12 protein-coding genes are annotated in these 18,889 nt (G+C 42.2%); 3 read left to right on the top strand and 9 right to left on the bottom strand.

Translation table 11 applies throughout. The features are described 5' to 3' along the window. The first annotated feature begins 44 nt into the window (after positions 1 to 44). Positions 45 to 890 (top strand): carbohydrate ABC transporter permease, encoded by an 846-nt coding sequence (locus ACH2DQ_RS27685; protein ID WP_394912147.1) that lies wholly within the window; start codon positions 45 to 47, stop codon positions 888 to 890. Between the two features lie 69 nt (positions 891 to 959). Here ACH2DQ_RS27685 and ACH2DQ_RS27690 read toward each other — a convergent pair whose 3' ends face one another. The 3 genes from ACH2DQ_RS27690 to ACH2DQ_RS27700 form a co-directional block, all read right to left on the bottom strand. Further along, entirely contained in the window at positions 960 to 3,839 is a 2,880-nt protein-coding gene (locus ACH2DQ_RS27690; RefSeq protein WP_394912148.1) for an EAL domain-containing protein, read from the bottom strand. A gap of 190 nt (positions 3,840 to 4,029) precedes the next feature. Further along, positions 4,030 to 4,914, bottom strand: a complete 885-nt coding sequence (locus ACH2DQ_RS27695) for a metallophosphoesterase (RefSeq protein ID WP_394912149.1) — start codon at positions 4,912 to 4,914, stop codon at positions 4,030 to 4,032. Next, positions 4,911 to 5,840: a DUF4474 domain-containing protein gene (locus ACH2DQ_RS27700; RefSeq protein WP_394912150.1), complete on the bottom strand. Its 930-nt coding sequence runs from the start codon at positions 5,838 to 5,840 to the stop codon at positions 4,911 to 4,913. Before ACH2DQ_RS27700 ends, ACH2DQ_RS27695 begins: the two co-directional genes overlap by 4 nt. Positions 5,841 to 6,070: 230 nt before the next feature. Here ACH2DQ_RS27700 and ACH2DQ_RS27705 point away from each other — a divergent pair, with 230 nt between their 5' ends. Then, a complete protein-coding gene (locus ACH2DQ_RS27705; protein WP_394912151.1) occupies positions 6,071 to 12,181 on the top strand; it encodes an InlB B-repeat-containing protein in 6,111 nt (2,036 codons plus the stop codon). A gap of 141 nt (positions 12,182 to 12,322) precedes the next feature. Here ACH2DQ_RS27705 and ACH2DQ_RS27710 read toward each other — a convergent pair whose 3' ends face one another. Further along, a complete protein-coding gene (locus ACH2DQ_RS27710) occupies positions 12,323 to 14,308 on the bottom strand; it encodes a hypothetical protein (protein ID WP_395028720.1) in 1,986 nt (661 codons plus the stop codon). Between ACH2DQ_RS27710 and ACH2DQ_RS27715 the strand changes: the two genes are divergently transcribed. After that, positions 14,265 to 14,558 carry a hypothetical protein gene (locus ACH2DQ_RS27715; RefSeq protein ID WP_395028721.1) on the top strand — a complete coding sequence of 98 codons (294 nt, stop codon included), beginning with the start codon at positions 14,265 to 14,267 and terminating at the stop codon, positions 14,556 to 14,558. The two genes, ACH2DQ_RS27710 and ACH2DQ_RS27715, sit on opposite strands and share 44 nt — an antisense overlap. On the opposite strand, the gene ACH2DQ_RS27720 is transcribed toward ACH2DQ_RS27715, so the two are convergent. From ACH2DQ_RS27720 to ACH2DQ_RS27740, 5 genes are all read right to left on the bottom strand, one after another. Further along, positions 14,559 to 15,485 carry a sensor histidine kinase gene (locus ACH2DQ_RS27720; RefSeq protein WP_394912153.1) on the bottom strand — a complete coding sequence of 309 codons (927 nt, stop codon included), beginning with the start codon at positions 15,483 to 15,485 and terminating at the stop codon, positions 14,559 to 14,561. Between the two features lie 28 nt (positions 15,486 to 15,513). Then, positions 15,514 to 16,296, bottom strand: coding sequence for an ABC transporter permease (locus ACH2DQ_RS27725; RefSeq protein ID WP_394912154.1), 783 nt, complete (start codon positions 16,294 to 16,296; stop codon positions 15,514 to 15,516). After that, positions 16,289 to 17,212, bottom strand: a complete 924-nt coding sequence (locus ACH2DQ_RS27730; RefSeq protein WP_394912155.1) for an ABC transporter ATP-binding protein — start codon at positions 17,210 to 17,212, stop codon at positions 16,289 to 16,291. The genes ACH2DQ_RS27725 and ACH2DQ_RS27730 overlap by 8 nt, the downstream gene beginning before the upstream one ends. A 93-nt stretch (positions 17,213 to 17,305) precedes the next feature. Next, positions 17,306 to 17,989, bottom strand: a complete 684-nt coding sequence (locus ACH2DQ_RS27735) for a response regulator transcription factor (RefSeq protein ID WP_394912156.1) — start codon at positions 17,987 to 17,989, stop codon at positions 17,306 to 17,308. A gap of 25 nt (positions 17,990 to 18,014) precedes the next feature. Next, a complete protein-coding gene (locus ACH2DQ_RS27740) occupies positions 18,015 to 18,860 on the bottom strand; it encodes a MerR family transcriptional regulator (protein WP_394912157.1) in 846 nt (281 codons plus the stop codon). Positions 18,861 to 18,889 lie beyond the last annotated feature (29 nt).

An 18,889-nucleotide genomic window follows, 5' to 3' on the forward strand; every position in this document is an offset into this window, starting at 1 on the left:
ACGATTATTAAGAAATTTGACAGACAGGGATAGGAGGAACGGATATGAACGGATATAAAGCAAAAAAAATAACGAAATCTGTATTAATTAAAATCTTTATCTTTATCCTGGTGATTATCGAAGTGTATCCCATTTTCTGGATGTTGACGGCGGCTCTGAAAAAACCGGCAGAATTTGTAACAAAAGCAGCGTATGCTTTACCGGACGGCCTGTATTTCCAAAACTTTATTGATGCATGGACCCGGGGGAATATGGGGCTTTTCTTTAAAAACAGTTTAATCAACACACTGGTTTCACTGGTATTTATCGTTGTCTTCAGTATGACAATCGGATTTGCCGTAACGAAGATGGAGTGGAAAATGAGAGGATTTTTTGAGAAATTCTTCTTACTGGGAATTATGGTTCCCGTTGCAACTGCCCTGATTCCCTTATTTCAGATCTACAATAAGATGGGGCTTGTGAATACCCGCCTGTGTCTGATTCTGACTTATATCGCATTCGGTCTGTCCCTGTCCGTATTCCTTGTGACCGGATATATGAAGTCTTTGTCCAATGATATACTGGAAGCATCCGTAATTGACGGATGCGGCATTTTCAGCATGATGTGGCACATTGTAGTTCCGCTTATGAAAAATGCTGCGGTAACAGTTTTAGTTCTGCAGTTCTTCTACAAATGGAATGACTTGATTTTCTCTATGACATTTATCAGTGATACCAAGCTGAAAACCATCCAAACCGGGCTTTTATATTTTCAGAATGAGTTCGGGGCAAAAAACTGGGGAGCCATATTTGCTTCCGTATCCATGAGTGTTCTGCCAATGCTGGTTCTGTATATGATTTTAAATAAAACAGTGATCGAAGGCATGACAGCCGGAGCAGTTAAGGGGTGAAAAAAGGAGGGCGTTTCCGAATGGAAATGCTCTCCTTTTTTCTGCAGTTTACAATGTAAGCTTCATAGATTATCGGATCAGATTTTCAAACTCCTCCAGTGGCATTGGCCTGGCGTAATAGAATCCCTGCGCCCGGTGGCAGCCCATCTCCATCAGCATTTCAGCCTGTTCTTTATTTTCTACGCCTTCACAAATAATGGAAATATTCAAACCGTGGATTACCTTAATAATTCCTTCTATAATGGTACGCATGCGCTTTTTTGCAATTCCTTCCTGAAGAAAACTGCGGTCCAGTTTGATTACGTCTACTGTAAGGTACTGCAGCATGCCAAGTGATGAATATCCGGAACCGAAGTCATCAATGGAAATCAGAAAATTCAGCTTCTTCAATCGATTCAAATAATCCAAAACCCGATCTCGATTTTCCATAACCACACTTTCTGTAATTTCCAGTTCCAGATATTCATGAGGTACCTGATACTGGTCCGCGATCCTGCAAAGAGTCTGTGGAAAATCTTCATTTCTAAAATGGAGCCTGGAAAAATTACAGGACACCGGTTTAACATCTACCCCCTGGTCAAGCCAGGAGCGGATAATACGGCAAACGTTTTTGTATATACATAAATCTATTTCTACGACAAATCCATTTTTTTCAAAGAAGGGAATGAAGGAACCCGGGTACTTAATTTCCTTTTTACCGTCTATCCAGCGGACAAGTGCTTCGCTGCCGATAATGGAATGATCAACCATGTTGTACTTAGGCTGAAAATACGGGATAAACTCATTATTTTCCAAGGCAGCATGCATTACATTTGCAAGTTTTCGCTGGTTTAGTTCATCCTGGCGCATATTTTCATCATACTTGATTGTCAGGCTCTTATGGGTAATCTTCGCGCTTCTTCTTGCATAATTCGCAAGATCCAGCATCTGGGAAACATCCTGGGGATCGGTATCTTGAGTGAGATAGACGCCGAATATAATAATCAACCGGTAAGTTTTATTGGTTTCCACCAGAATATGATTCATCTGCCGGTCTATGGCTTTCGTTCGCTCAGTCAGCTGATCCCAGCCGTCATAGCGGAGCATCATCACAAACTGATCTGCGGAAACGCGGGCACAGCATTCCCCTTCCCGTATGCTTCCACGGAGTATATTGGCAAAATTACGCAGCAGCTGGTCGCCCTCGGCAAAACCAAAGGTATCATTAATGGTCTTAAACTGATTAATGTCAGCATAAACGAAGGCGTAAGGCTGATTGCCGGGAGAACACATAAGCTGTTCTGCCTCCAGGCGGAACTTATTCAGGTTCCAGATGTTAGTCAGATCATCCAAATACATAATTTTTTCAAATTTACGGTGATTTCTGGACTTTGTAATTAAAATGTAACTGAATACGCTGACCACCAGTATAAAAATAAAAAGTATTATGAGCATTGTCTGCAGAGGATATTGATAGAGCAGGTCGTTCCAGGTGACAGAATGGGAATTTAAACTGTTTTTTAATACCAGTTCATTAATCACGTCATTGGAAGTATATTGTAACACCTTATCCACAATAGAAAATATTCTGGGATCTGAAGAACTGGATACGCCAATGCTTATTTCATCCGAGTAATTTGTCATCGTAACAATGGAAAAAAGCTCATATCTGGGGTCAGATAAAAGGTATTCTGCAATGTAAGTATTGGAATAAGTAATATCTGCATCACCGCGGGCTAAAGCTTCAAAGCAGTCTTCCACAGAGTCATAATACAGAATTTTCTTATCCTTGTTATCTCCTGCGATGCTCTCAGAGAGAAAAGATCCGTCTGACAATGCCAGTACCGGTGAGGTTGTCTGACGGTTTGCGCTGATCATTGCTACAGGTGCCCTAAGGAAATAGGAGGTTGTGGACAAATGATTCTGCGCTGACCAAAGATAGTCATTGGCTGCGCCGGCAATTACCTCGGCGGAACCGTCTTTCACAGAAGCAAGCATGTCCGTATAGTTTTCTTTGGGCGTATAGTTAAAACGAAGGCCTGTTGTTTCACTGATTATCTGAAACAGGTCTGCAACTACCCCGGAGAACTCACCTGTTACAGAATTTAAATAGCTTAAGGGAGTCCGGTTGGAACTGTAAACCACATTAATCGGGGCTGTCTCCTGGATAAATGCTTTCTCTGACTGGGAAAAGACAGGTTCCTGTGCTGCGCTGACAGAAAAATATTTTTCATATAGTTTAATATCATAATTGGGATCTCTTAATTTAATACGGTTTAATGTAGCATTTAACTGGGTTAGCAGATCTGTCCGGTTTTTGGTAACAGCCATAAAGATCGGGCTGGGAGAAAACTGGGCAATACTGCGGTAAGTACTGTTTTTTCCAAGATGCGTGATGGCAATGGCATCCAGCGTATGGTCATCCAGGGCATCTAATAGATCCTGGGTTTCTGCATATGGAAAAATCTCTGCCTTGATTTTATTTGTCTTACAATAAGAATGAAAGTTATCCGCATCTACACTGTCCCGGATTACGCCCACCTTCATTCCTTCAAAAGAGGAAAAATCCTCATAGTCATAACGGGTATCATCGCTGCGTAAGTTCAGCGTGGTGTAGATATTGCACATGGCACTGTCTGGAAACAGAATATCTTGTGCGCGTTCTTCGGTATAGTACAAGCCGGGAAGCAGATCAATTTCGCCTGAAATCAACATGTCATATGCAGCAGTAAAACTTTTTGCATCTACAATCTCATAGATCCAGCCGGTATATTTTGCTATTTGCTGAAGATATTCAAAGTTAAATCCAGCATAGTTCCCATTGCTGTTACGGTTCATATAATCTCCGTCTTCGTAGTAACCGATACGTACTTTTTCAGAAGCGTATACAGGTTGGGAAAGAAGGGAAAAGCAGCATAAAAGCAGGCATATAAAGAACAAAGATTTTAAGATACAGGAAGTGTTTTTCATGGGGAACCCCTTTCCGCATTTGCTATGTAATATTATATAATCTTTAGAGAGAAAAAGCAATAAAGGATGTGACAATGTATAATGGAATGGGGGGGGTGAGCATGGTGTCATACCAGTCTCCCAACCCCATCTTTCTGAAACCTGCCTGTCATACACAGATGGTATTCAAACAGACAAACGCCCAGTATCTTTAATATTCATTAATACATATAGGACCGGCTAATACCTCCCTGCAGATTGCTACGGTAAAGTCTTTCCTGGTACAGTAAGTCCATTTAACCAGGGTAAAACAATGTTTCTCAATTTCGATTCCGGTTATACATCTGGGATGAACGCAGCTGCCAGTGTTAAAGAACGGTGTTTCCGATACATCTGCCAGCATTGGGCGGTGGGTATGGCCGGTAATCAGAATGTGTCCTTCATTTTTTGCCCAGGTGCTTAGATTTTGTTCTATTTTACGTTTTCGGATGTTGTTTTTAGCTGCACTGGTCGGATCGAGAATACCAATGTACTCTAAAGGACGCCACAGATAGCGTACCAGAAAGCGGGACAGATGCCAGAGTTTTGTATTGAAAAAATCGGCCTGATGTCCATGTGCAAGGTAAACGTCATGGATTCCCGGTATGACATCCAGAATCAAACCCTCATAAAACTTTATGCCAGGCAGTAACGGGGTATAATTTCTGGATTCCGGACAGTAATAGACCGTACAGTTACGCTTGGTATAGCCTGGAAAGCTCTTCATAATGTCATGGTTGCCATAGATCAGGTAAAGCCGGTTTTCCTCATAAAACTTAGACATCAGCCAGAAGGTGTTGCTGTGTATGTTTATAATCTGGGTCATGGAACGGTTTTCCCAGAGTTCATCGCCGTCACCCAGCTCGATATAAGTAAAATTATTCATATAATAATATTGAAGTGCTGCAAAAAACAGATTCTGGTTTTTCAAGAAATTATCCGTAGAGGTACCGTTGCCCCGGTGGCAGTCACTCATCAGAATATATTTCGAATCCGGTGTAAGCGGAAGATGCAGTGCATTTTCAAACGCCTTACTAAGACGTGAATAGTAGCTCATGGCAGCCGAAAACGTTTGCCGGAGATTCCCGTGCAGACGATTTTTTGATAAAGGGGCGGCAGGTAGAACATCAGATAGACGAGGCGGTCCTGGGTATCCTCAAAAGGGCGGGTCAGCAAGAGGTAGGATTTCATACACAGCCGGTTTGCGATAGTAAGCCAGTAGCTCCTGGAAAATATTTTTATACCATTATTAATGGATGACGGCACTTTTTGCGGTACAGATCTGGGAGAGGTAAAACAAAACGCTGCAGTCAGCTGGTAGAGGGACAGGTCACTTAGCTTATAGCCCAGGATTAACAGGCTGTCAACAAAGGCGTCCATCATGCCGGTGTTGGGAAATGTAATGGATATCTGCATTCTAAGGGAATCTGGACTGGACAGATGTCCCGTAAGAAAACCGGACAATCTTCGGTGCATGGCGGATAGGCTAAAGAGCGTATCTGTTCCCTGTAAGAGCCGGAATGAAAACCGCAGCATATCACTTTGGGAAACGTTTTCAAAATATATTTCATTTAGAAATACAGATGATACAAGGTGATCTGCGACATACACACCTATTTCAGCACCGGTATGAATTCCGTACTGACCTTTCCAGAACTCAATTAACCAGGTCTTCCCCTGGTATTCAAAGCAGACAGGCTCACAGTCAAAAAGAATATGAAAGCGGGATGCTTTTTCATCAAAAAGCCCCGTATATCCGCTGTTTTGATTCCGGTCATTTGGAGCCGTGGTAAAAATATGTTTCCCGGAATGCCACACCAGTCCGAAGGGCTTGACAGATCGGCTGAGCAGTACTTTTTTTTCATAGTCCGTAAGTGCAGATACCTTTTTTATCATTTGCTTCCGTCTGTAATAGATCAGTACCAGGCAGACGGCAACCAGTGTATACAGCAGATAAAGAAGAATATACATAATGTACCTCATAATAAAATCCCTTACCATTATTTATATGCAGGTGATCGGCATTTGGAATGTAATTGCAAATAGGAATGTCATACTTATACCCTTTTGTTCCAAACTTTCTAGCTCCAACACCCACAGCAACGCCAGAAGTTAGTTAATAAATTCGAATAATCTCCTGTGAATATTGTATGTAAATAGGTACATCCACTGGATATAATTAACTTACATATACTAAATTCAAGGAGGGTCCAATGAAAAAGAGAAAAGAACAGGTAAACATCTTTATTGCAGTGTTACTGGCAGTCAGTATGCTGCTGCCTTCGTTAAGCGCAGCAGCAGGGGAAAAGGAGCGGGTGGAAGCCGGAGAAGAGTATGTAATTGACGTAACCGATTATGGGGCGGACCCAACGGGAGTAAAGGACAGCACGGAGGCAGTATGGGATGCCCTGCAGGCAGCTAAAACAATGGAAAAAGACGGGGAGTCAGTGACTCTGAATTTTCCTAAAGGTGAATATCACATCTATAAAGATCATGCTCAGGTAAGAGAATATCACACATCTAATACAAACAGTATTCAAAGCCCTCAAAAGACGATTGGCATATTAATCGATGGTCATGAGAATTTAACAGTCGAGGGAAATGACTCCTTATTTATGATGCACGGAAACATGATGGCGCTTGCAGTGGTAGATTCCAGAAATGTTAAGCTGCAGAATTTTTCATGGGACTTTGCAGTCCCTACGGTTTCTGAAATGACCATAACGGAATTGGGAACAAAAGATGGTAAACAGTATACGGATTTCTTTATTCCCTCCTGTTTTCCTTTTGAAATCAAGGGAAACACGATTGAATGGCAGAGCGAACCAAGCCCGTATACAGGGGAACGCTACTGGACAGAAACCGGAATCCACAATGCCTATTCTATTGTGGCACATCAACCGGAAGAAGAAATGACCCGGGCATATTTTACATCCGATTCTCCATTTAGCAATGTATCGGGCATAACAAAATTAAGTGATACGAAAGTAAGAATTGTCTATCAGTCAGCAAGACCGTCCATGCAGAAAGTGGGGATGCTGCTGGAACTGGCAAGCAGCGCCTACCGTGAAACAGCAGGTGCGTTTACCTGGGAAAGCAGTAATGTGCTGGTTCAAAATGTGAATGTACATTTTATGCATGGATTCGGATGGCTTCTGCAAATGACCAGAGATGTTACTTTTAGAAACTGTAACTTTATGCCAAGAGAACAATCAGGTCACTATACGGTAAGTTATGCGGATATTATTCATGCATCCGGGGCAGCAGGGGAGATTAATATAGAAAATTGTAATTTCTCTAACTCTCATGACGATCCGATTAACTTACACGGAACATTTACCAGAGTGGAGCAGAGAAGAGATGACCATACTCTTTTATTGAAATATATCCATACACAGCAGGGAGGATTTCCCCAGTATCATGTGGGTGACAAGGTAGCCTTTTTTACCAGAGATACTTTAGAGTCTTCAGATAATGAAAGTCTTTATACGGTATCGGAAGTGGTATCCAATCCGGGCGAGGATGGAAATGACCTTAGAACAATGATCATTAAATTTCAGGAAGAACTACCTTCTTATCTGTCCGAACAAATTGGCGGACAGCCTAAATATGTGGCGGAAAATGTCACTTATGCGCCACAGGTGACTGTAAAAGGGTGTACGTTTAAGAATGTGCCAACCAGAGGAATTCTGTGTACCACCAGAAATAAGGTATTAATTGAGGATAACACATTTTTAAATATGTCCATGGCTACCATTTACTTATCTAACGATTCGGATGAGTGGTATGAATCAGGTCCAATCCGGGATATGACGATTCGGAATAACACTTTTTACATAAAAAATATAGGAAGAACCTCATGGGAATATGCTCCTGCTGTTTATATCCACCCGGTAACAAAAGGAGGCGGCCTGCCTTCAGAAAGTAATCCTATCCATAAAAATATTCTGATAGAAGGGAATACCTTCCATATGGATACTGATACGGTGGTAAAGGCAGAAAGTGTAGAGAATCTGACCATACGGAATAATAAAATTATGCGGACCGATCCGGATATCCAAATGCAGATTGAATCTGCAAAAAATTCGATAAATGTTGGCGAAACCGAGAAAGTAACCATAACTTCCTCCGGGGATAAGCACGAAAACCCCCAGGACAACGTATATGAGTTTACCAAATGTAAAAACGTATTGATAGAGGGGAATACATACGATGATGGCTTAAAGCTGTATGCAGTAAAGCATCCGGGAATGTCAGATGAGAATCTGGTAATTCGGGATAAAGAGATTAAAATGGTATCTGACCGGAACCAGCCGGCAGCGGACCCGGTGAGACAAATTCACTATGCAAGTACAAATCCGGATATCATCGCTGTGGATGACAATGGAAATATAAGCGGGAAGGCCAATGGCAGCGCACAGATATTTGCCTATTACGAATGGAATGGAACGATAATACGTTCAAATTCACTAGAACTAGCGGTGGGGAACGGAACACCTTCAGAAACGGTATCCGTAACCATTGAGGGAGAAGATAACCTCCTTTTGGATGGGGAAAACCTGGATGGGGAAAACAAGACATATCAGTTTACGGCAGTTACGGATCCGGAAGCCGCAATCAGCTGGTCTGTAACGGATTTCAAAACAGGGGAAGGATCCGATGCAGCGTCAATTGATGAGAATGGTTTATTAACAGCCCATAAAAGCGGAATTATCTGGGTAAATGCTTCGGTAGGGAATAGCAGGGTAAGAAAAGCAGTTATGATTGCGATGCCGAATACAGATACTTTGAATAAGCAGTTTTCCATTTTAAGAGAAGATAAAAATAACTATACGCTCAATCCGGACGGCGTAACCATTGATCTGCAGACTGGCGATCTCTACCAGAACAGCAACACCGTAAAAAACTTATTTTTATATGATATACCGGAATCGATCAACAAAGAGAACATGCGGACAGTTATAAAGGCAGATAATCTTCCGGTGAAAGAGAACGGCCAGTGGGATACCGGTTCGTTTATCTTGTATCAGGATGACGACAATTATGTAACTATCGGAAAAAAGTCTCATTATGACGGCATAGCCACTGTAGTGGAGACAAATGGCACGGCTACTGAAACAGGAGGAAATACATCCGAAAATGAGGTCTCTGCTGCTTATCTGGGATTTACAAAAACAGAGGCAGGAATTTCTCTGGATTACAGATTGGAGGAAGGGGCGTGGCAGCATGTAACGGATATCACGGATCTGCCCCTGGGTGATGCATATAAGATCGGGCTTGCCGGATGGGAAACCAACGACAGAGGAAAAACCATTACCTTTTCCGGACTCAAAGCAGGGGATGCGTCACTTTCATATGAAGAAGTGGAGGCATTAGAGCCGGTTTCTTTTACTGGTTTTGAAAATCAAAGACCGGGTGCAGCTAATCCTGCATTCTCCCAGCAAAGCTATCAGATAGGTGATACAGTCGGCATCAGCTACGATTTTGAAGATCCGGATGGAGACAGTGAGGGAGAGACACTCTATCGATGGAATTATGCCGGCAGTGATAAAACGGTTATCACGGCAGAACCCTCCATAGAGGCAGAACAGACGGGAGTACTGACCTGCCAGATCTATCCGGTTGATCAGTACGGTACGCCCGGGAATCCGGTATCAGCTGAAACGGCAATCGGAGCCGGCGAAGGAACCACCGCATTGAAATCCTTAAAGGTAAACGGGCAGCAGCTTTATAAAAAGGGCACAGAGCAGAGAGAATTTACAATCAATATACCGGCGGGACTGGAAAAAGCAGAGTTATCATATGAGTCTGTGAATAACGAAATTGGAGTGACAGAGATTACAAGAAACGGCACACCTTTAGAAGAAGTGAACAATTCAGACAATCTTGTAATACCAATAGAAGACGGTGATATCTATAGTATCAAACGAAGTGACACGGATCTGTATGTCATTCATATGAAAATCATAGAAGAAAATAACACGCAGATTCAAGGCATTTCATTGGATGAATTAGGATTTTCAGCAGAAGAGCCACAGGATAAGAGTTATTTTCTGAATGCGGATGCTGCCGTGAGCAGCGGAACCCTTATAATCACAGCAGATGATCGTATTGGAAAAGTAGAAGTACGGGAGGGAGAACACCGCAGAGAGCTGGATTTAAAAAAGGATGGAAGTACCTGGTCCGTTCCGGTAACATTTATGAACGGATTAAATTCCTACTATGTGCAGATAACTGCTAAAGACGGTATCACCATGAAACAGCATATGATTCATGTAAATTACGAAGCAGATACGAAAGCATTTCTGACGGGGATCCGAATTAATGGAAAAGCATTAGAAAATTTTGAATCAGATCACCTACAGTACCGGACCACTCTGGAAGAAGGAGTCCAGGGATTGGATGTAAGTGCGGTACCTAACGCGGGGGCAGATACAAAAATTGTTATCAATGATGAAATCACTCTGGGAAATGAGGCGGCATCGTCCCATTTACAAAAAGGAGAAAATCTGATCCAGATAATTGTAACGGCGCCGGATGGCATTAACAAAGCAATCTACAGCATAAAAGCAATTCTTCCGTACAAAGAAAACGTAAAGATCGAGGAAATTTTACTGGATGAAAAGAACGTTTCGGCAAATTTCTCAGAGGACAATACCATAACAGAATACATTCCAGGGGATACCGTAAAGGTTAGGGCAGCTGCCCAGGATAATGGCGCTAAGGTGGAACTGTTCTGCGGAAACCAGAAAGCGGAAGGCATTCGGCTGGCAGAGGGAGAATTCCCGGTATTCAGACAAAATGCACAGATAAGAGTGAAAGTGACGGCACGGGATGGCAAGACGACAGAAGAAAAAGTAATCAATCTGAAAAAAGCAGCATATCTGTCAGATCTTACTTATGAGCCGGGAGCAACGGTTGGATATGGAGAGATACAAAAAGACAAATCATCATCCGGAAAAGCCCTCAGACTGGGAGATGATCAGTGTAATCCAGTTGTTTTCCAAAAAGGAATTGGAACACATGCGGAATCCGTTATAGAATATGATATTTCCGGTAAAGAGTTTGAAAAACTGGAGGGGTATGCAGGTGTCGATTATGCCCAGTATCATGCAGAATATGGAAGTGTACAGTTCCAGATATTTGTAGATGGAGAAAAGAAATTTGACAGTGGAGTCATGCTTCAGAAGACGCCCATGAAAAAGGTAGATCTGAATATAAAAGGTGCATCCAGGATTACATTAAAGGCACTGGCAGGTGAAAATAACTGGAATGATCATGCTGACTGGGCAGATATGAAAATGCTGTCAGAATTTAAAGAACAGCCAATCATCGAGAAACCACAGTTTACGGTAATCTTTCAATCAAATGGAGGAAGTCAGATAGAGAATCAAAGGATTCAGGAAAATGAAAAAATAACACGCCCGGCAGATCCCATCCGAAACGGCTATACATTCAGCGGCTGGTACAAAGACACCTCATTCACATCAGGCTGGAACTTTGAGTCAGACCGGATCACAGCAGACACCACGCTTTACGCAAAATGGATAAAAGAGGCTGTTCCGTCACCGGTAAAAGTAAATCAGATCACACTAAATAAAAAATCTGCGACACTTGGGTTAAAAGACAGCCTGAAGCTTTCCGCCAGTGTCCTGCCCGCAAACGCCCAGGATAAAACGGTCACCTGGAGTTCCTCAGACAGCAGAGTGGCAGTGGTAGACCATACAGGAAAAGTCACAGGCAAAGGCGCTGGCGAAGCAACCATCACCGTAACGGCAAATGACGGAAGCAAGGTCACTGACCATTGCAGAATTAAGGTGGGATATCACATCACATATAAATTAAACAAGGGTAGAAATTCCACAGCCAACCCGTCTGTTTATACCAGTGGCCAATCCGTAAAATTAAGAAAACCAGCCAGAAAAGGTTATCAGTTCTCAGGCTGGTATAGGGACCGTAAATTTAAAAAGAAAATAACCAGGATTTCAAAAGGAACAAAGGGGAATCTGACCCTATATGCAAAATGGTCCCGAATAAAAACAGGAAAAGTAGAAAAACTGGAATTGTCCTCTAAAAAGAAAGGAAAACTTAAAGTCAGTTTCAAAAAAGTATCAAAAGCATCCGGCTATCAGATCGTATACGCAGATAACAAAAAGTTTAAAAAATCCCATAAAATAGATGTTAACCGTAACCGGACATCCAGGACAATCAGTAAACTGAAAAAAGGAAGTTATTATGTGAAAGTACGGGCTTACAAAATGGATTCAAGAGATAAGAGAGTGTATGGAACATACAGCATTGTAAAGAGTGTACGGATAAAATAAGAATGATTGCCGTAGACTTTTATAGGTAAATAGACGCCATAAAATAACTAATTACAGTTATTTTATGGCGTAAACATCAAAATTCACCATAGTATTCATCAACAATAAACTCGGCGCTTTCACTCCACATAAGAGTTTCCATTAGCCCCTCCTTTTGTTTACCGCTTCCCAGACCGTTTCAGACTCCCACTTACCAGTATCAAAGATTTCCCTCAGAAAACGGCTCATATATTCCAGCTTCTTGCGAAGAGCGGGATACTGGAAATAATCAATGCCCTGCGGATGCATGGCGTTTTCCATAATCCGCGCCCGGTCTTCCGAGGGGAAGCTCTTGGAGTAATAATCTATAAAATAAACGTTATCACTCTGGGAAGCAGCAGTAAATGCAAGGTCTTTTTTATCTTCATTAATTCGATAGCTGTAATCATAGGAGAACCCCACAGGATTCAGCTGGTTGAATACATCATCCTCATAGTCATAAAGGTCTTTTAAAGGTGCTGTAATTTTAGCATACCGGTCAATGGCATGGCTGATTTCATGATAAATCGTACTTTCCAGACTGCTGAAATTGGAGGCATTCAGAACCAGATACTGGCTGCCTTCTTCATAAAAGTAGACACCGCCCACGTGGTCCGGATTATCATTTCCCTCCGTACTGAAATTACCGGCAATATAGATCCCAAGCTTTCCAGTTTCCCTTATATTTAACTGCCGGAGAAAGTCATCCGGATAGGATGACAGCGCTTTTTCCAACACCGTCAAGCTTTCTTTCAACAGGCGGGTCTGGTAAATGGGTTCTGCGTGGTAGCCAGGAAATTCTCTTTTGCACTCATCAGCAAGGTAGATGTTCACGCCATACTTTTCCCCAAGCCCATGGGCACGGTCCTTTAATTCCTGAATGCCTTTTTGGTCAGGATGGTCTGAGGAGTAGTATTTTACGGAGTGATCTGCTGTATCCTGGGTGAGTTCTGTTTTTTGATTCAGATCCCAGAGAACTATGTGCGAGTAGTTGTGCTTAAACTGGAATACCGCCATATGAATAGATGGCAGATATACCAGATCTTGTGGGGCTCCTACAAATGTCTCTTCCCCTGACTGGAGAGAAAACGAGGTCTTATATGTATTTTTGCCGGTATCCAGGTCGTAATAATAGAGATTACAACTGTTGTATCCGGATGTTCCTTCCTCAGAATTCTGTACGGAATTTTGTATTGATGTGAGTGCCAGTCTGTTTTCCAGATCGAAAATTAAGTTTCCGTAGCCAAGGGGGGCATCCGGCAGAAGTTCCCGAATCTCCGTCCTGCTTTGAGGAATCTGATAGAGTGCTTCCATTAACCCATCCTGGTAAAGTGCACCAAAGGAATCACCTGTAGAGGTGAGCTGAATGCTGCCGGATATGCTTCGAAGTATCTCATTAGATGAAATGTCTATAAAATTTGTAACATAAGCATTCTGTTCTCTTCCGGTACCGCTCACTGCCAGCACTTGTTCCGAGGAAAGCAGCATCAGTGTAGTGCAGAAGTTATTTTCTGTCAGACCACTTTTTAATATTCGCAGCGACCCGTCAGCGGTAGTAAGCTCCTTTAGCCCGGAGCCGTCTGAGGCAAAATAAAATATGAATTTTTTATCCTCTGTAATCAGCGGAGTACGGATACATGGCTCCGACAAACGAATGCGTCCTGTTTCTGCCAACCTGCGGTTCAGATAAATAAATTCCTGTGAAACACTGTCAAATAAGCGGAGTTCTTTTCCGGATATGGCAATGTTTTGCTTATCCAGATGAATGGAACCGGTAATAGAGGCTGTATGGAGTACCTTATTGGTAAGCGGATCATAAAGATATAGAGTCAGTGCATTATGATCCTGCTGGATGACAAGCAATTGATCCGCAAAGGACAGCAGCATCTGGTCTGTGAATTCTTTCTGGAATGGATAATCCAGGTCAGACACACTGCCGCTTTCATTGAGGGGAGTACCATGAGGGATTGATGAAGAAGCCTCTTCCGTGGAAGTCTCGGTTTCTTCGGCAGCGGGCTGTTCAGCCTCCTGAGTGTTGTGTATATCGGAGGGGGCGGTATCAGGAGTGAGCAGGCTTGGAAGCTCAGACCAGGGTGAGTTGTTTTTCATGCCTGGAAGTGGCAGAGCTGAGGTATCTGCACCTGGAAGGGCTGCTGATAAAACAGGTAAGTGTATATACGGATTTAAGGATAGATCGAAGGAAGACGCAATGGAAGAGGAAGGCGAAGGTAATGATGCAATGGCAGAGGAAGACGCAAAAACAGAGGCAGCAGAATATTGCTGCCCGCAGGCTAAAGGGATAAAACAGATTGTTAGGATACATAGTCTGGCTGCTCTTTTTTTCATATCATCACCTTAATCAAATCGTCTGTCCGCTCATCTGGCTAATCAGCGGAAATTCTGTTATAATTTCGAAATGTCCTTCCCGGTATGAGGAGCGCATCGTGCCGCCGGATTTTTGCGTCAGGGCTTTGGCAATATTTAATCCAAGTCCGGTATTGGTGTGAGATCTGGCACGGTCAGATACGTAAGTACGGTCAAAAACGCGGGGGGACTCTTCCGCTGAGATCAGATCCGTATCATTAGAGAAAATAATAACAACTTTGTTGTCCGTCAAGTTCAAATGAACACTTACACAAGATTTGGAATACTTTAAAGCGTTCTGAGTAAGATTCGTAAAAATGCGGACAAGGGCATTGCGGTCCAGATTCAAAAGAGGAAGATTTTCTTCCAGATCCATCTGTACCTCTATCTTTTTCTTCTCGAAGTCTTCATAAAATGCCAGAACTACTTCGCATAATAATTCATATACATTCAGCGGTTTTGGACTAAGCTGATAGTCTCTGGAATCGATCAGCGACAAATCATAAAAGCTTGTGATCAGAGATTGAAGTACTTTTGCCCGTTTGCGGACGATCTCCACATATAGCTTCTGTTCACCGGGGGTTGTATCCGGATCATCCATCAGTTCCAGATATCCCACAATCGAAGTAAGCGGCGTCCGAAGATCATGAGAAATATTGGCGATTTCCTGTCGGAGCTTATGTTCTTTTGCCTCATAACTAATACGAAGCTTTTGTTTTTCGTCTAATTCCATATTAAGATCCAGAAGAAAATGTTCCAGATCTTTATTGGGGATAGACTGGCGGATGCGAAGATTTGTATCCGCCATATCTTTCAGCGTTTTAAACTGCTTTTCGGCATTTCTTATGCCCTGGCGCAGAGAGAAGTAAAGAATGGCAAAAACAATGGCTGCTAACCCGGATATTACGCAAATGAAAGACATCTTCAACCTCCCTTCCGGAAATGAATCGCTATTTCACTTCTTTTTTCAGAAAAGCTTTATAACCAATATAACCGAATATCAGAGAAAAGACAATACCGACTATCCAGCACCGGAGCATTCCCATAGGAGTATCCCAGACCATAATTAAGCGGTAAGCACCCGGCAGTTTACTGTATTCATTGAAGATTCCTATTGGTAAGACGGAAATTACAGCCCGTGGCCAATCGTATACATTTCCAATTATTTTCAGTAAATAATATGGTCCGAAATGAATCATACAGAACACAGCGATTATGGTACTGCTGCTATCAAATAGAAAGAACAGGCAGTGAAAGGTAACCAGTCCGGCTACCCACAGCGGTATGGAACCGATAATAGCCCGAATCAGGGCATAAAAGCTTTCACTTCCGCTGTTTTCCATCGTTATATAAGATGATGCTGTGATAACCCCTAATAAAAACAGTGTAATTGCCATACTCAGGATGATCTCTGAAATAAATTTTCCAAAATAAATGGAGAACCTTCCGGTGCCATAGGATACGGAGTTTTTCAAAGTATGGTTTTTAGATTCTTCGCCAATGATCAGATTTGATATGAAAAAGGTAAAAACCATAGGAAGAATCATAGCGCTTATTACATTCATAAAGATAAAGTCTGTATTAGAATATGGAAAACCGGCACCTGCCATATTCTTAATGGACAGTGTAAACAAGCAAAGTCCGATAAAAACCACAGAGAGAACAATTGCAAAAACATAGAAAAAACGTTCACGGAATCCCCGGTACAATTCACTTCTGATATAATTAATCATTTGTATTTCCTCCCATAAGCGACAGATAATATTTTTCCAGGTCAATACCCTGGGTCTGCATGGAAAAAAGCTGAATCTGATTTCCAATGAGCAGAGAAGATAAAGCGGGTCCCTGATTTATGCAGCCATACAGGTGGATGACACCGTTTGAAAGTACATCGTAATCCGTACAATGTAGATGCTGTTCAATCAAAGCAGAGGCCTTATCCGGTTTATCCACACAGATTTCCAGGTATACTCGGCATTTTTTTGACAGATCTTTTGCGGAGATCTGTTCAATCATAACACCTCTCTCAATAAACCCGTATCGGGTGACCAGATTCTCCAGCTCGGAGAGGATATGGCTGGAAATTAATATCGTAATTTTCTGCTCCTGGTTTAACTGCAATAAAAGATTACGGAGTTCTACAATCCCTTCCGGGTCCAATCCATTAATGGGTTCATCCAGGATTAAAAAGGAAGGGTGGCTCATTAGTGCCAGAGCAAGTCCCAGCCTTTGTTTCATACCAAGAGAGAAATCTTTAAATTTCTTTTTGCCGCAGCCGTCAAGATGAACGAGAGCCAGGGCATCTTTTAGATATTGCCTGCCGGTAATGCCGCGTTGTATGCGGTAGTATTCCAGGTTCTGTGTGGCCGTGAAATTGGGAAAAAATCCCGGTGTTTCAATCATACATCCGATATTGTGTCTGGAGCTGTCCAGCTCTCTGGCAGTATCTTTACCAAACAGGCTTAAACTGCCGGAAGTCGGCGCAGTTTGTCCGGATATCAGTTTCAGCAAAGTTGTTTTGCCGGCACCGTTATTCCCGGCCAGTCCGTAGATATCACCCGATTGAATGGTCATATCAATTGGCGCAAGTGCAGTAAAATCCCCATATTTTTTACAGAGCCCTCTGGCTGTAAACAAGTTATCATTCATTATTTTTTGTCCTTTCCAAAAGTGATATCTGTATTATAAGGGAGTAAACTCAAATAAGCTCTTAAGCAAACTTAAAGAAATCGTTAAGATATGTTATGCCATCTTAAAACCAATTCCCCATACAGTCTTAATGTATTCTTCATCACCGCATATCTTTCCAATCTTCGAGCGAATATTGCTTATATGGACATTGATAGTATTATCTTCGCCAAGGTAATTTCCATGCCATACTTCCTGATAGATGGCATTTTTAGAAAATACACGGGAAGGATTTTTCACAAGGAGCTGAAGTATTTCGAATTCATATATGGTAAGGTGCAGAGGGATTTGTCCAATGACAGCACTTCTGGCTTCACCGTCAATAATAAGGTCTTTATATTGAAAGACAGTCTCCTGGACCGTAACCGCAGAATAAGTTTTATATCTGCGCAGCTGGGCCTCTGCTCTGGCCAGAATTTCATCTCTTGCAAACGGTTTTGTCATATAATCATCAGCACCCGCTTTTAATAAGTGTACCTTGTCGTCTAAAGCCGTTTTAGCTGTGAGGACTATTACTGGTACAGTGGATATTTGTCTTATATGTGTGAGCAGTTCCTCACCGGATATTCCGGGAAGCATTAAATCCATAATAATCAGATCGTAATGTCCCATTGAGAGACAAAGCCTGGCTTCGGTGCCGGAATAGGCAGATGTAGTATCATATCCCTGCTTTTTAAGGATTTTGGATAGCAGCTGGTTAATATCATTATCGTCCTCAACGATTAAAATTTTTTCCATTATGGGGTCCTTCTTTCACTTTAGTTTAATTGGGTTTTTTGTCTTTGCTTTTATGTACCTGTATGGAAATTTTAGTAATATATTCTGCTTCATTTTTTACCGCAATTTCATCGATAATCCCTTCTTTATAAGAGTAATCACAGATCTCATAATTGTTTTTAAATATAAAGTCCAGGAGCTGCTGATAGGCACAGTCGGCATTATAGTAATTTCCTTTCAAATAAGTAACCGCATAAAGTCCGGCAGGTTTAAGAAACAGCTGAGGAAGTGACGGCTTTGTAAGTACTTTTGTGAAAAAATATGCATAGGTATCAAATGCTTTGCCTAAAAGGCTTTCCCTGCCGATCATGGCACCAAAAGGGTGTCCTACATTCAGCTGGTTCTGAAAACAGAAAGACAGGTGTTCATATAGAGTCTGTATGACAAGGTCATGGCAGCTGCTGTGGATCGGACGGCTCAAGATCAGATATTCCTCCGGGCAGTCCATAAATAAAACTCTGCCCGGCTCAATCTGCCGGCTGGATTCCACCAGTTCCATTTTTGTCTGAATCAACTGGTTAATTCGCTCCAGGTAACGGATTTCCTGGGAGACCTTCTTCTGCTGTTCGGTAAGAAGCTCCATCAGGCTTGCAGGATTGCGGGAGTCCAGGTAGGATTTAATTTCTTTCAGGGGCATACCAATCTCCTTAAGTGCCGTTATGACGGCAAATACATCGCATTGCTGCTCAGAATAAAACCGATATCCCCGGGCATCTGTTTTCACAGGAGAAAACAGACCGATTTCCTCATAATGAATCAGTGTTCTTTTATTTGTACCGCATAATCGGGCAAATGCCCCGGTATTTATACATGGATTTGAATTTTTTTGCATAATTATACAATCTCCTCTTGACTATACCG

It is taken from the genome of Robinsoniella sp., assembly GCF_034124845.1.

What these genes read in the sequence shown, in the direction of transcription:
- ACH2DQ_RS27685 (WP_394912147.1), top strand. Translation starts at nt 45, where the DNA reads ATGAACGGATATAAAGCAAAAAAAATAACGAAATCTGTATTAATTAAA.
- ACH2DQ_RS27690 (WP_394912148.1), bottom strand. Translation starts at nt 3,839, where the DNA reads ATGAAAAACACTTCCTGTATCTTAAAATCTTTGTTCTTTATATGCCTG.
- ACH2DQ_RS27695 (WP_394912149.1), bottom strand. Translation starts at nt 4,914, where the DNA reads ATGAGCTACTATTCACGTCTTAGTAAGGCGTTTGAAAATGCACTGCAT.
- ACH2DQ_RS27700 (WP_394912150.1), bottom strand. Translation starts at nt 5,840, where the DNA reads ATGAGGTACATTATGTATATTCTTCTTTATCTGCTGTATACACTGGTT.
- ACH2DQ_RS27705 (WP_394912151.1), top strand. Translation starts at nt 6,071, where the DNA reads ATGAAAAAGAGAAAAGAACAGGTAAACATCTTTATTGCAGTGTTACTG.
- ACH2DQ_RS27710 (WP_395028720.1), bottom strand. Translation starts at nt 14,308, where the DNA reads ATGAAAAACAACTCACCCTGGTCTGAGCTTCCAAGCCTGCTCACTCCT.
- ACH2DQ_RS27720 (WP_394912153.1), bottom strand. Translation starts at nt 15,485, where the DNA reads ATGTCTTTCATTTGCGTAATATCCGGGTTAGCAGCCATTGTTTTTGCC.
- ACH2DQ_RS27725 (WP_394912154.1), bottom strand. Translation starts at nt 16,296, where the DNA reads ATGATTAATTATATCAGAAGTGAATTGTACCGGGGATTCCGTGAACGT.
- ACH2DQ_RS27730 (WP_394912155.1), bottom strand. Translation starts at nt 17,212, where the DNA reads ATGAATGATAACTTGTTTACAGCCAGAGGGCTCTGTAAAAAATATGGG.
- ACH2DQ_RS27735 (WP_394912156.1), bottom strand. Translation starts at nt 17,989, where the DNA reads ATGGAAAAAATTTTAATCGTTGAGGACGATAATGATATTAACCAGCTG.
- ACH2DQ_RS27740 (WP_394912157.1), bottom strand. Translation starts at nt 18,860, where the DNA reads ATGCAAAAAAATTCAAATCCATGTATAAATACCGGGGCATTTGCCCGA.